This is a genomic window from Pseudomonas sp. UYEF17, assembly GCF_040546125.1.
Taxonomy (GTDB): Bacteria; Pseudomonadota; Gammaproteobacteria; order Pseudomonadales; family Pseudomonadaceae; genus Aquipseudomonas; species Aquipseudomonas putida_Z.
In genome coordinates this window covers 1-14,061 of the sequence record NZ_JBEPNE010000039.1, presented here as the reverse complement: position 1 = coordinate 14,061, position 14,061 = coordinate 1, and the positions used below count along the sequence as shown (strand labels likewise).

The window sequence follows — 14,061 nt, the reverse complement described above, 5'->3', positions numbered from 1 at the left end:
CACCTGATCCCATCCCGAACTCAGCAGTGAAACGATGCATCGCCGATGGTAGTGTGGGGTTTCCCCATGTGAGAGTAGGTCATCGTCAAGATTCAAATCCAAAGCCCCTGTCTGCGATGCAGACAGGGGCTTTGTCTTTTCCGGGGGCGCACTTTCAGGCGAGCGCGCTTCCCGTGTAGGAGCGGCCTTGTGTCGCGATCGGACGCGCAGCGACCACCATAGAGTCAGAACTGATAGCTGACCGTGGCACTGACATTACGCTCTTCACCCATGTAGCAGTAGTTCAGGCTTGCACACGAGGTGATGTAGCTTTCATTGGTGAGGTTATTGGCGTTCAGGCGTACATCCATCCCTTGGAGGCCGACCTTGCCCAGGTCATAGCCGATCGAGGCGTCGAACAGGGTATAGGAGGGCACCTTCATGCTGTTTTCCGCATCCACCCAGCTGTACCCCACATACCGCACCCCACCGCCCAAGCGCAGGCCATCCAGGGCCCCCTGGTGGAAGTTGTAGTCAGCCCAAAGCGAGAACATCTGTTTCGGTGCCTGGGTTGGCGAATTGCCCTTGTTATCCAGGTTGCCGGACACCAGGCTGGGCATCGACTTAGCGTACTCAATATCGGTAAAGGTATAGCCGCCCAACAGCTTCAAGCTGTCGGTCAGCTGCACATGGGCCTCCAGCTCAAGCCCTTGTGAGCGCACTTGCCCTACAGGGCGATAGAAGTCCTCGTCAGGCTGCTTCGAGGCCAGGTTCTCCTGCTCGATGCGGAACACCGATGCGGTGAACAGGTTGTCGCTACCAGGCGGCTGATACTTGATACCAGCCTCCCATTGAGTGCCCTCGGTCGGTGCCAGAGGGCGGCCTTGCTGGTCGGATACGGTATTGGGGTTGAACGACTCCGAGTAGCTGACATAGGGCGCAATACCGTTCTCGAACAGGTAGAGCACACCTGCGCGGGTAGTGAACCTGGAGCGCTGGTCACTGACCTTGGTGTTGCTGTCGCAATTCTCCTCGGACACCTTCACCCAGTCCTGGCGCAGCCCCAACGAAAAGCGCCATTGGTCCAGCTCCACCAGGTCCTGCAGGTAAACGCCCGTTTGCTGCAAGCGCCGCTGGTAGCGGTTCTCGCCCAGCACCTGAAGGTTGCCGTTGCCGTACTGCGGGTTGCCTGCATCCAGCGGATCGACTGTGCCATAACGCCAGGCCACGTCGGCCTTGCGTCGCTGGTAGTCGGTGCCCAGCAGCAAGGTGTGTTTGGCGGCCCCGGTGAAGAATTCCGCCTGCAGCATGTTGTCGATGATGTACGAATGCAGGCGTTCGTCGCCGCCGGTATAGGCGCGGTTGAGGATATTGCTGTCGGCATCCGCCCAACCGGCGGAATACACCTGGTCCATCGACACGTCGGAATCCTGATAGCGGAAGTTCTGGCGTGCCGTGAACACATCGTTGAAACGATGCTCGAACTGGTAGCTGAAGGACTGTTGGGTACGCTCGTAGTTGTCGATACCCGGCTCGCCCTCGAAGAAGTGGTCCGACAGGCGCAAGCCGTTGCGTTTGTGCAGCATGCCATCTGCGGGGTTACCGCCGTGATAGCCGCCGTTGGGGTCGTGTTGCAGGTAGGCCTGCAGGGTCAGCGAAGTGTCTTCGCTGAAGTCGATGCTGACGGCCGGCGCGATGGCGTAGCGTTCTTCCTTGTTGTGATCGAACTGCGTGTCGGAAGCATCCGCCAGGCCTGTCAGGCGATAAGCGATACGCTTGTCGTCATCCACGGGGCCGCTGAAGTCGAAACCCATGCCACGCTGGCCTTGGGTACCGATGGTGGCCTGGACTTGATGGAAGGGGGTAAACAGCGGCTTCTTGGTGGTCAGCGCCACCAGGCCTCCTGGCGAGCTACGGCCATACAGTACCGAAGACGGCCCCTTGAGAATATCGATGCGCTCCAGGAAGTACGGGTCCACCTGCATGGTGCTGTAGGTGCCGTTGTCTCCCATCGACTTGAGCCCGTCGACGTAGATGTTGTCCACCGAGCCGTCGTTGAAGCCACGCATGGCCACATAGTCATAACGATGGGTCGCCCCGTAGGGGTTGGTCAGTACCCCAGGTGTGTAGCGCATGGCTTGGGCAACGGTTTGTGAGCCTTGGTCGTCCATCTGCTGTCGGGTAACCACCGAGACCGATTGTGATGTCTCTACCAGTGGCATGCTGGTCTTGGTCGCCACTTGGCTATGGGTAGCGTTGTAACCCTCCATGCTGCCCAGTGCATTGCCGAGGGTGAAGCTACGGATATCGGTGTCTGGCAATGACAATGCAGCGCCTTGGGGTTGTGCCTGCAGCACGTAGCTCCGGCCGTCCTGGCTGACGGCTTCCAGGCCGCTGCCATTGAGCAACTGGTGCAGTGCCTGATCGGTTGGGTATTGCCCCTGCAGGCCGTTCGACTGCAAGCCTTGGGTGAGCTGGGGTGTGCTCGACAAGGTGATGCCAGCCTGGCGGGCGAACTGGTTGAGCACGTCATCCAACTGGCCGGCCGGGATCGCATAGTGGTGGCTCATCTGGGCCGTTTCAGCTGCCATGGAAAGCTGCGTGACGGCTGTAAGGCCCAAGGCGGTGCCAAACAGGGCAGCCCGGACTGCTTTGCGCAAAGGCGCTGAGTGCAAGACAGGTCGAAAATCATTCGCGTTGAAGGTGCGCGTGTGCACGGGGGCGGTAGGCATGAGGGGTCCGTTGAAGTGTGAGGGCAGGAGGTGTCGCTTACTGTCCTAGCCGGACCGGTATTCAAAACCCGTCAAAAAAGTTATTGGGGCCGCTACGCGCCCCATCGCCGGCAAGCCAGCTCCCACAGGTATTGCATAGCCCTCAGGTCTTGTGCGATCCCTGTGGGAGCTGGCTCGCCGGCGGTGGGCTGCATAGCAGCCCTGAACGCAATAGCCCCCGTCAGATCAGGCCAGCCCCTCCACGCGAACCCACCAGCGTGTACGTTGGCGAAGCCGCACGGGCAGCGTCCGTGGTAGCAGTTGCAGCAGTTGCTCCGGGTCTTCGAGGCGGAATACACCCGACAAGCGCAAATCGGCAATATCGTCGCTGCAGCCCAGATAGCCATGCCGATAACGGCTGACCTGCGAGAGGAAGTCGAACAGGCGCATGTCCCGGGTGACGATCAGGCCCTCGGTCCAGGCCATCGCATCCATGTCCACCTGCTCGACCCGGTGTGTACCCTGCGCATCCAGGCGCCAGTTCTGGCCGCTTTCGATCCATTGCAGCGGTCCATTGCCAGGCCGGTGTACAGCCACCCGGCCATGGCTGACACTGACCCGCGTGCAGTCGCTGTCCTGGCGCGCCACAAAGCGCCCTTCGAACCCTTCCAGCAACGCGTCACGAGTTTGTACAAGCAAGGGACGCTGCGGGCTGCAGGCAATCATCAATTCCCCCTGCTTCAGGCGGACCAGGCGCTGCTGGTCATTGAAGGCCAGGTCGACGGCACTGCGGGTATTGAGTTGCATCAGCGAGCCATCGGGAAGCGCAAAGCTGCGTCGTTCGCCCGTGCCGGTGGCGTAGTCCGATGTCCAGGCGTTGACCGCATCGAGGTCTTTTCCCAGCCATCCCGCTGTCCCCGCCATGGCAACGCCACCAAGCAGCTTCAACGCCTGCCGACGGTGCAGCCGGCGCTGGCTGGTCTCCAGGGTCTGCAAAGCCAGCCCGGCGCCAGGGACGGCACGCAGGTCGAGGTCCTGATGCAGGTGAATCACCCGTTGCCAGGCCTGTTCGTGTTCGTGGTGGGCAGTGCGCCATTGCTTGCACTGTTGCTGCAGGGCAGGGTCATGCCCGCTCTCGCGCAGCCTCAGCATCCACTGGATGGCCTGCTTGACCGCTGTTGCGCCAGGCTGTGCGGCGGTCATCATGTCAGCACTCGTCGCTGTAGCGCAGCAGGTAGCAATGATAGAGCGCGTCGGCGATGTAGCGCTCCACGGTACGCACCGAGATCCCCATCTGGTCGGCGATGGCCTGGTGCTTCAGCCCTTCGCATTGGGCCAGCAAGAATGCGCGGCGTACTTTGGGCTTGAGGCCGTCGAGCATGCGCGCGATGCGCTCCAGCAATTCCAGCAGCAGCTCACGGGTTTCGGCCGAGGGGGCCTGTGCTTCCGGCAACTGTGCCAATGCCTCGAGATAGGCCCTGTGCAGTTCCTCGCGCCGCCAGTGGTCGATCACCAGCCCGCGCGCGACCGTCCGCAGGAAGGCCCGGGGAGTATTCAGTTGCAGGTGTTCGCGACGCTGCAACAGGCGCACGAAGGTGTCCTGGGCCAGGTCTGCGGCATCGGCGGCGTTGCCCAGCTTGCTGCGTAGCCAGGCATGCAACCAGCCGTGGTGGTCACTGTAGAGCGTTTGCACGGAATCGTTGCTGGGCATGGGTGAGGGCGCTGCCATCAATGGACATGAATGATAATTAGTCTCATTGTTGGCGGGAGCCGATCAATTTGCAACCCAGCCGACTGCACCATGCGCGCAGTCACTACCCGCTAGCGCCCCAGTTGCGTATCCAGATACTTGCGGATTACCCGCGATGCGTTATTCAGATGCCGTTCCAGCACCGCTACCGCTTCGTCCACCAGCTTGTCGCCAGCCGCATCCGCCAGTGCGTTGTGATCGTCCTGGGTGAGCTTGCCCAGGCCCATGGACGAAAGATGAAACCGCAGGAAGCGCTCTTCCTCATTCAGTTCGTCCTCGATCAGGCGCAGAAGCTTCTTGTTCGGCGCCTTGTTGTACAACGACATGTGGAACAGGCGATTGAGACGGCCGATTTCAGCGTGACGGGTTTCGTTTTCCAGTTGCTGGATATACCCGCGGGCGCTGGCGATGTCGCTGGCATCGAGCAGCGGAATGGACTGGCGCAGCGCCTCGGTCTCGAGCAGCACGCGCAGGGCATAGGTGTCCACCGCGTCCTCGCCGATCAACGGCGCAACCACCGCCCCCTTGTGCATTTCCACTTTCAGCAGCGATTGCGCCTCTAGCTGGCGCAGGGCCTCGCGCACGGGCATGCGGCTGACACCGAACAAGGTGGCGAGCTCTTGTTGTCTTACGGCAGTACCTGGAGGCAAGCGGCCATCAAGAATGGCACTGCGCAAGCGTTCTTCGATCACGCCACGGGCCTGGTGCGGCAACAGCTGCTCGCTGGCCAGCACATTGCTCAATTTGATTTTCTCGGCCACGCGACGTCTGCCTCAACGATGACTAAAGTTGGATCCAATGACACTAGTAACAGCTCTTGGGGGTGTCAAACCTTTACCGGTAATGGAACCGGCGCCCCAAAAGCGCGGCTATGGTGGATGAAGTCGCCGGTCAAAGGAAGCGGCCTATGGAAGGTTATAACCAGAAAGTGTAGGTCGGGTGACCGGCGGGTGCATGATTGCAGGGTGCCATTGTCTTTTGCCGTGGCAAGCCGCACCATCGCTGCTTTCGACTGGCCTGAACAGGGCTTCGCAGTGGCGATATCCTGGATGCTCAAAACCGTTGTGCAACGTGTCGGCCTTGCTGTGCTGCTTGGCAGCCTGCTGCTGGGCGGCTTGCACGCGGATTGGGACTTTTCCCAGATCAGCCGCAAGTCGCAGGCCCTTTATGGCCCTTTGGGTGCCGGGCAGGGCCGGATCGATGCCTGGCAGAACCTGATGGCCACGCAGAAGCAGGGTACGGAGCTTGAGCGATTGCAGGTGGTCAACCGCTTCTTCAACCAGCAATTGCGCTATGTCGAGGATATCGACCTGTGGCATGAGGTCGATTATTGGGCCACGCCGGTGCAGGCGCTGATCAAGGGCGCAGGGGACTGCGAGGACTACGCCATCGCCAAGTATTTCAGCCTGCGGCGCATGGGCATCCCCAGCGAAAAGCTGCGCATCACCTACGTCAAGGCGCTGCGACAGAACCGGGCGCACATGGTCCTGACCTATTATTCAAGCCCACAGGCACAACCATTGGTGCTCGACAGCCTGATGGATGCCATCAAGCCGGCCAGCCAGCGTACCGACCTGCTGCCGGTGTACGCCTTCAATGGTGAGGGCTTGTGGCTGACGGGTGCCGCAGGCAACAAGAAGGTCGGCGATACCAAGCGGTTGTCACGCTGGCAGGATTTGCTGAAGAAAATGCAGGCCGAAGGGTTCCCGGCCGAGCCGGTCTACTGAAGGAGCACAGATGTCACTGTTCAAACAATTGCTGTTGGCCATTTGCCTGTTCCTGGTGGTCGCCTTCAGTGGCAGTTTCATGGTCAGCCTGGAAAGCTCGCGCAGCCAGTACGTCAACCAGTTGCGCTCGCACGCCCAGGATGCGGCGACCGCGCTGGCGCTGTCGCTGACGCCGAATATCGATGACCCGGCGATGGTCGAGCTGATGGTCAGTTCGATCTTCGACAGTGGTTACTACTCAAGCATCAAGGTTGTCGACCTGGGTTCCAATGCTGTGCTGGTGGAGCGCCACGCCGAGCCGGACCCCGGCGGTGTGCCGCGCTGGTTCGTGCACCTGATCGGCCTGGAAGCCGCCGGTGGCGATGCCATCGTCAGCCGCGGCTGGCAGCAGGCCGCACGCGTTGAAGTAATCAGCCACCCGATGTTCGCCATTGCCAAACTCTGGCAGAGCGCCCTGGGCAGCCTGGGTTGGCTGCTGCTGTGCGGCGCGGCCAGTGCGGTGCTCGGCGCCTTGCTCCTGCGTCGCCAGTTGCGGCCGCTGGACTACATGGTCGAGCAGTCCCACGCCATTGCCCGCCGCGAATTCCTCAGCCTGCCCGAGTTGCCGCGCACGCCGGAGCTGCGCCGGGTAGTACAGGCGATGAACCAGATGGTCGAGAAGCTCAAGGCACTGTTTACCGAGCAAGCCGAGCGCAGTGAGCGGCTGCGTGCCGAGTCTTATCAGGACAGCCTGACCGGACTGTCCAACCGCCGTTATTTCGAGATGCAGCTGAACACGCGGGTGAGCAATCTGGAAGAAGCGCGCGCCGGCTACCTGCTGTTGCTGCGGGTCCAGGGCCTGGCGGGGTTGAACGCCCGTCTTGGCGGCCAGCGTACCGACCAGTTGCTACAGGCCGTGGGTGAGCAGCTGCGTCGCACCTGTGCCAGCTACCCGGAAACCAACGACCTGATTTCCCGCAGCCGTGGGGGCGAGTTCGCCGTGCTGGCGCCGGGTATGGTGCATGAAGAGGCGGTACAGCTTGCCCAGGCCCTGGAAGCGACGCTGCACAGCCTGCACGAAACGGGCGCCAGTGATATCGACCCGGTGGCTTGTATCGGCCTGGCGCCGTTCAGCCCCGGTGATTCACCGCAGGCATTGCTGAAGCTTGCCGACGAGGCCCTGGCCCGCGCCGAGAACCAGCCAACACCGGGTTGGGTATGCCTTGAACAAGGCGTGGCTGCAGTTGCCGCGGATAGCCAGCATGTCTGGCACGAGCGGCTGGACCAGGCGTTCGACAATGGGCATTTCGAACTGTTCTTCCAGCCAGTGGTGGATTGCGCTTCTGGGCAACGGGTACTGCACCACAAAGTGATTTCGCGCTTGCAGGATGGCCAGGGCGAGGCGCTGCCGGCCGGCCGTTTCCTGCCCTGGCTGGAGCGCTTCGGCTGGATGCCGCGGCTTGATGTGCTGGTGTTGGAGAAGGTGCTGGCGCACCTTCGAGGGCATGACCAGGTGTTGGCACTGAACCTGTCCGCCGCCACCCTGGCCGACCCCAAGGCCCTTCAGCGTGTTTTCGAGCTTCTGGGCCAGAACACGGCGCTCGGCCCGCGGCTGGTTTTCGAAATTGGCGAGGAGCAGTTACCTGAGCAGGCGGCCCTGGAGCAACTCACCCGGCGCCTGCACGCGCTTGGCTTCGGCCTGGCGCTGCAACGCTTTGGTGGGCGTTTCAGCATGATTGGCAACCTGGCGCACCTGGGCCTGGCGTACCTGAAGATCGATGGCAGCTACATCCGCAACATTGATCAAGAGCAGCACAAGCGGCTGTTCATAGAAGCGGTCCAGCGCGCCGCACACAGCATCGACCTGCCGCTGATTGCCGAGCGGGTCGAGACGGAAGGTGAGCGGTTGGTGTTGCGAGAGATGGGTGTAGGCGGGATTCAGGGGCAGTTGGTTGGTGAGCCTGCCCCCTGGCGCTGAGGGCATGCGGTCCCTTGTAGGAGCGGCCTTGTGTCGCGAAGGGCCGCACAGCGGCCCCAGGATTTCAGCAAAGATGCATAAATCGCTGGGGCTGCTGTGCAGCCCTTTCGCGACACAAGGCCGCTCCCACAGTGTGGGTCGCGGCGATGAGTGTGCTTTTCAACGCTCGCGCAACGCTTCCGAACGCGCTTTCATGATCGGCTTGAGCAGGTAGCTCATGATGGTCTTCTTGCCGGTCATGATATCGACCGTCGCCACCATCCCCGGAATGATCAGCAGCGGCTTCTCGTCAGTGCCCAGGTGGCTGCGGTCGGTGCGCAGCTTGATCAGGTAGTAGGTGGTCTTCTTGTCTTCATCGGTGATGGTGTCGGCACCGATCTGCTCCAGCTTGGCCTTCAGCCCACCGTAGATGGTGTAGTCATAGGCCGTGAACTTGACCGTCGCCTCCTGCCCAGGGTGCAGGAAGGCGATGTCCTTGGGCAGGATCTTCGCCTCGATGACCAGTGAGTCGTCCAGCGGCACGATTTCTATGATGTCGCTGCCCGGCTGGATCACCCCGCCAATGGTATTTACCAGCAGCTGCTTGACGATACCGCGTACCGGCGAAGTAACCATGGTGCGGTGCACGCGATCATCCAGCGCCTTGCTGGTCGCCGTGGCCTTGTTCAGCTCGGTGCGCGCTTCGTTCAATTGGGTCAGCGCTTCGCTGCGGAATTTGCCACGGGTCTCTTCGATCTTGCTTTGCACCTCGCGAATGGCCGCCTCGGCACGCGGGATGGCCAGCGCTGTGGAGTCCAGCTGACCGCGGTTCTCCACTTCGGCGCGGCGCAGGCGCAGCACCTCAACCTGGGAGATCGCACCGGTGGCCACCAGGGGCTCGGACATGCTGATCTCCTTGCGCAACAATTGCAGGCTGTTGGCGTACTGGGCACGTTTCGAACTGTATTCGCGCAGTTCCTGCTGGCGCTGTACCAGCTGCTGTTGCAGGCCACCAATTTCGTCCTGCAGTTGCTGGCGCCGACTCTGGTACAGCGACTCTTCACTGGCCGCCTGGCTTGGCGCGGCCTTGCGCAGCGCCTCGTCGATCTTCAGCGGGCTGTCCTCGACCTCGGCACTCAGGCGCTCGACGCGCAAGGCCATGGCCAGGCGGTCGGCCTCGGTTTCACCCACGTTGGAGGCGAAGCGGGTTTCATCCAGGCGCAGCAATGGCTGGCCCACTTCGACGATCTGCCCTTCCTTGGCGAAGATCTCGGCGACGATGCCGCCCTCCAGGTTCTGGATCTTCTGCACCTTGGACGACGGAATGGCCTTGCCTTCACCCCGCGTAACTTCGTCGATGGGCGCTACGCTGGCCCACACGATCAGGAACACGAAGAACAGGATCACGCCCCAGATGGTCAGCCGCACGACCCGCGGCGCATCCTCGATCAGGGCCTTGTTGACCTCTGGCAGCGGCTGGCCGCCCAGTGAATCGGAACCCTTGAAATAGCGCCGCAGGCCGTCCTTGAATTGCCCCACATCCAGCTTATGCAACACTGATCTGCCCCTTCTTCAGCGCATCCATGACCGCGGCTTTCGGGCCGTCGGCGACAATCTGCCCGCGATCGATCACGATCAGCCGGTCCACCAGCGACAGCAGCGAGGCACGGTGTGTGACCAGCAGCATCGTCTTGCCTTCCACCACCGCCTGCAGGCGCTGCTTGAGGCGTTCTTCGCCGGTGTTGTCCATGGCGCTGGTCGGTTCGTCCAGCAGCAGGATCTGCGGGTTGAGCAACAGCGCGCGGCCCAGGGCGACGTTCTGCCGCTGGCCACCGGACAGGTTCTGCCCGCGTTCACCCACCTGCAACTCGTAGCCGTCCGGGTGCAACCGGGCGAACTCATGCACACCCGCCAGTTCGGCAGCTTGCAGAATCAACTCATCCTCGATGTAGCGAGCCCCGCTGACCAGGTTGTCGCGCAGGGTACCTGCCAGCAGCTGGATGTCCTGGGGCACGTAGCCGATGTTGTGGCGCAGTTCGCTGACGTCGATCTGGCGAATGTCCACGCCATCGACCAGCAGCGAGCCGCTATCGGCCTCGTACAGCCCGACGATGAGCTTGGCCAGCGAGCTCTTGCCCGAGCCACTGCGGCCGATAATGCCCACCTTCTCGCCAGGGCGGATGGTGAGGTTGATGTTCTTCAAGGCCTGATTCTGTTGGTTCGGGTAGGTGAAATCGACCCCCCGGAACTCGACGCTGCCCTGCAGCACCTTGCGGCTCAGCGGGCGTTCTTCGAAGTTGCGTTCTTGCGGCAGTTCCATCATGTGGTCGGTGGAGACCATGGTCACCTTGGCTTGCTGGTAGCGGGCGAGCAGGCCGTTGAGCTGGCCCAGCGGGCCGAGGGCACGGCCGCTGAGCATGTAGCAGGCCACCAGGCCGCCCATGCTCAGGTTGCCGTCGATGATCAGGTACACGCCGACGCAGATCATCGCCACGCCTGCCAGTTGCTGGATCAGCAGGGTGATGTTCATCGCCAGGCTCGACAGCACCTTCACCCGCAGTTCCAGGCGGCTGAGGGTACCCAGGGTTTGCTCCCACATGTACTGGCGTTCGCTTTCGGCGTTGTTGACCTTTACCGCATCCAGGCCGGCAAGGGTCTCGATCAGGCTGGACTGGCGCTCCGAGGCCAGGGCCATGGTCCGTTCCATGGTCGCCATCAGTGGCCGTTGCAGGGCGTAACCGATGCCCAGGGCCAGCGGGAAGGCGATGATCGGGATCCACACCAGGTGCCCGCCAATGATGGCGATGACGATCAGGATCAGAACGGTGAACGGCAGGTCGATCAGGCTGGTCAGGGTCAGCGAGGCGAGGAAGTCACGCAGGCCCTGGAACTCGTGAATGTTCTGGGCAAAGCTGCCGACCCTGGCCGGGCGGTACTTCATCGACATGCCGACGATACGTTCGAACAGCGTTGCCGAAATGATCAGGTCGGTCTTCTTGCCAGCCAGGTCCAGGCACAAGCCGCGCAGGCCCTTGAGGATCAGGTCGAAGATGTAGGCACCGGCGATGCCGATGGCCAACACCCAGAGGGTCGAGGTGGCCTGGTTGGGCACCACCCGGTCATATACGTTCATCACGAACAGTGGCGCGGCCAGGGCGATCAGGTTGATCACCAGGCTGGCGGCGATGGCGTCGATATATAGCCACTTGCTGCGCAGCAAGGTATCGCGGAACCACGACTTCGCCCGCGGGATGAGGTTGCCGTGGTTGACGTCGAACTTGTGCTGCGGCTGGGCGAAGAATACCCGGCCACTGTAATCGCTTTGCAGGGCTTCGCGGCTGACATGCACCTCGCCGCCATCGCTCTCGCTGAGCAGCAGGCGCGCGGTGTCTTCGTTTTCCCAGCCCAGCAGCACGGCGCTGCGGCCTTCCTTGAGCAGCAACATGGCTGGCATTGCGATGCTCGGGATCTGCTCCAGCTTACGCTGCAGCAGGCGCCCCTGCAGGCCGGCCCTGGCAGCAGCGCGGGGCAGCAGCTCGGGGCTCAGGCGCTGGGCCGGCAGCGGCAGGCCGGTGGTCAGCATGACCCGGCTGGCGGGTTTCTGGTGCAGAACACACAGGCTCAACAGACTATCCAGCAGGGGATCGTCATGCTGACTGCGTGGATCGTGGCTGAGTTGGACTCGACTGACTTCGGATTCCACGCGGCTCTTCATCCTTGTGGTGGGTGGGGTGGGTGTGCCGCCGTTCAGGCTGGCTCACCCTGGTGTTCAATGGCGCTGCCAGGCAGTGGTCATGAGGCTACGGCACCCTGGCGCTTGGGCAACCGGCCAATGGTCGCCTTGAATCGGTATTGAGTAAACAATTCTACGGTCTTCATTCCGGGCAGACGATGCTGAGTGGTGGATGTTTCATTTTTGACCCAGTCAGCATCCAGCCCGAATTAATTTGCAGCATAGCCTGCCATCCGTCTGGCGACAGAGGAGTTGTCGGTATCGACTTGTAGCTTGTCAATAAACAGGCGCTTATTTGTTGACGTCAATCGGTAACTGATTAGGCAAAATTTATTATTGGAAAGCAGGTCGCTGACAGGCTTTGGCTCGACAATCGACTACGTTTTCTCATTTTCGGGCTGGCAGTATTTGCGCAATGGTTCGCTATCTCTTTGATCTACGGCAAATCGGGTGCCTGATTGTGCAGCAGTGCGGGCTGCTGGCGCCGTGAGCTATCGTATGGCCGCGCTTTTGCCTGGCTTCCCGATCAAAGTCTGGCTGCCTTCAGGCAAGGTTTGTGCTTGTAACCAAGCAATGATCCGAGCGAGCGAAAAGTGACTTGGTTATTGACGCTTGAATCTTTGACAGCTGCCGATGAGCGGTTGTCCTGTCGTATTCTTTGCGGTTACCTAGGCACGAGGAAAGCTGCTGAAAGTACTCACTGAAGACGCTTTGGATGATGTACGACACTTATCCTCAAGAAACGCATGGTTAAGATTCGAATATCAATGTGACATTACATTGCTGATTGTTTAGGATGGCAATGTATAAGGTCAATAGTTTGGCATTTGGTTAATTCCAAAAAGTTATAGACAGAATATTGACGCCAATAAGCGTCTAGAGATCATCGACATAGTTCCGCCTGAAGTGGTCTGCAAGTGCCGCTCTGGCAGGGAAGTACCCATCGGGTCACACGGAGAGTCCAATGAGCAGCGTTGTAGCCATCGTCAAAAGTATTGTCGGCCAGGTTATTGCGGTATCCCCAGAGGGCATTCGGCGTGTTCTGATTGAAGGGGACCGCCTGCTGGCCGGTGAGGAAGTGCTCACCGGCCCGGGTGGTGCAGTTACTTTGGAGCTGGCCGATGGCCGTCTGCTCGACCTGGGTCGTGATAGCCAGTGGAGCGCCGATGCGCCAGACAGCAGCACCGACCTGAGCCAGGCGACCGCACAGGCCGCGCCGTCGGTGGAGGAGCTGCAACAGGCGATCGCTGCCGGTGTCGACCCGACTACCGAGCTTGAAGCGACTGCGGCTGGCCCATCATCGGCGGGCGGTGGTGGTGCACTGGGCGGTGGCCACAGCTTTGTCATGCTCGAAGAAACCGCGGGCCGGGTCGACCCTACCGTCGGCTTCCCGACTGACGGGCTGGGCTTTGCTGCCGTGCTCGATGGCGAAGAGGTTGGCGTGCTGGATACCACCAGCAACAACCAGGTAACTACGCCGACGACGGATACCAGCGTTGCTACCGACCTGGTTCTTGGCGCTACCCCGTCCATCAGCGAAGCGGGTGGTGTAATCGTTTATACCGCTACGGTTGGCCAGGCACCGAGCACCAACCTGGTGGTCACCCTTTCCAACGGGGCCGTAATCGTCATTCCGGCCGGGCAGACCTCGGGCAGCGTCAACGTCGTGGTTCCGGCAAACGATACCCCGTATGTCGACGGGGACCAGATTTCGGCGACCGTAACGGGCACCACCGGGGGCGGTGGGCTGACGGTGACCGTGCCGCAAACACCTGCGGTTACCCAGGTTACCGATACCATCGACACTACCACCGCGACCCTGACCGCTTCGCCAAGCGTGACTGAAGGCGGCGTCATCACCTACACCGTGACCCTGAGCAACCCGGCGCAGACCCCGGTGACAGTAACCCTGTCCAACGGCCAGACCATTACCATCGAAGCTGGCAAGACCCAGGGCAGCGTTGACTTCCAGACCCCGGCCAACGACGTCTACAACAACGGCTCGACCGTCAGCGTCACCATCGAGGGCGCCACAGGCGGCAACTTTGAGCAGTTGGTGCCGAATCCGACTCCGGCTCAGACCACGATCAACGACTCGGTCGACAACACCACCGCGACCCTGACGGCGAGCCCGTCGGTGACCGAAGGTGGCGTCATCACCTACACCGTGACCCTGAGCAATCCGGCTCAAACCCCGGTGACCGTGACCCTGTCCAACGGCCAGA

At 61.4% G+C, this 14,061-nt stretch carries 9 protein-coding genes and 1 rRNA gene; 4 read left to right on the top strand and 6 right to left on the bottom strand.

The features are described 5' to 3' along the window. Positions 1 to 91, top strand: a 5S ribosomal RNA gene (gene rrf / locus ABIB24_RS26610); the annotation flags it as partial. 133 nt (positions 92 to 224) lie between these two features. On the opposite strand, the gene ABIB24_RS26605 is transcribed toward rrf, so the two are convergent. The 4 genes from ABIB24_RS26605 to ABIB24_RS26590 form a co-directional block, all read right to left on the bottom strand. Then, positions 225 to 2,639: a TonB-dependent siderophore receptor gene (locus tag ABIB24_RS26605; protein ID WP_137162733.1), complete on the bottom strand. Its 2,415-nt coding sequence runs from the start codon at positions 2,637 to 2,639 to the stop codon at positions 225 to 227. A gap of 297 nt (positions 2,640 to 2,936) precedes the next feature. Beyond that, positions 2,937 to 3,893: a FecR domain-containing protein gene (locus ABIB24_RS26600; protein ID WP_354317702.1), complete on the bottom strand. Its 957-nt coding sequence runs from the start codon at positions 3,891 to 3,893 to the stop codon at positions 2,937 to 2,939. A gap of 4 nt (positions 3,894 to 3,897) precedes the next feature. Continuing rightward, on the bottom strand, positions 3,898 to 4,401 hold the full coding sequence (locus ABIB24_RS26595) for a sigma-70 family RNA polymerase sigma factor (protein WP_025337253.1): 504 nt from the start codon (positions 4,399 to 4,401) through the stop codon (positions 3,898 to 3,900). Between the two features lie 110 nt (positions 4,402 to 4,511). Then, complete coding sequence (locus tag ABIB24_RS26590) at positions 4,512 to 5,201, bottom strand: GntR family transcriptional regulator (protein ID WP_025337254.1); 690 nt, start codon at positions 5,199 to 5,201, stop codon at positions 4,512 to 4,514. A gap of 204 nt (positions 5,202 to 5,405) precedes the next feature. On the opposite strand from ABIB24_RS26590, the gene lapG reads away from it, so the two are divergent. Further along, entirely contained in the window at positions 5,406 to 6,167 is a 762-nt protein-coding gene (gene lapG, locus ABIB24_RS26585) for a cysteine protease LapG (RefSeq protein ID WP_170929341.1), read from the top strand. A gap of 10 nt (positions 6,168 to 6,177) precedes the next feature. Further along, entirely contained in the window at positions 6,178 to 8,124 is a 1,947-nt protein-coding gene (gene lapD, locus ABIB24_RS26580) for a cyclic di-GMP receptor LapD (RefSeq protein ID WP_137162735.1), read from the top strand. 159 nt (positions 8,125 to 8,283) lie between these two features. Here lapD and ABIB24_RS26575 read toward each other — a convergent pair whose 3' ends face one another. Continuing rightward, positions 8,284 to 9,660 (bottom strand): HlyD family type I secretion periplasmic adaptor subunit, encoded by a 1,377-nt coding sequence (locus ABIB24_RS26575; RefSeq protein WP_038407794.1) that lies wholly within the window; start codon positions 9,658 to 9,660, stop codon positions 8,284 to 8,286. Further along, positions 9,650 to 11,806, bottom strand: coding sequence for a type I secretion system permease/ATPase (locus ABIB24_RS26570; protein ID WP_025337258.1), 2,157 nt, complete (start codon positions 11,804 to 11,806; stop codon positions 9,650 to 9,652). Before ABIB24_RS26570 ends, ABIB24_RS26575 begins: the two co-directional genes overlap by 11 nt. 994 nt (positions 11,807 to 12,800) lie before the next feature. On the opposite strand from ABIB24_RS26570, the gene ABIB24_RS26565 reads away from it, so the two are divergent. Next, positions 12,801 to 14,061, top strand: a 1,261-nt coding sequence (locus ABIB24_RS26565) for a retention module-containing protein (protein ID WP_354317698.1), incomplete at its 3' end; no start/stop codon positions are given.

Excerpts from the sequence above, each read along its gene's own strand:
- lapD (WP_137162735.1), top strand. The coding sequence starts at position 6,178 with ATGTCACTGTTCAAACAATTGCTGTTGGCCATTTGCCTGTTCCTGGTG.
- ABIB24_RS26595 (WP_025337253.1), bottom strand. The coding sequence starts at position 4,401 with ATGCCCAGCAACGATTCCGTGCAAACGCTCTACAGTGACCACCACGGC.
- ABIB24_RS26600 (WP_354317702.1), bottom strand. The coding sequence starts at position 3,893 with ATGACCGCCGCACAGCCTGGCGCAACAGCGGTCAAGCAGGCCATCCAG.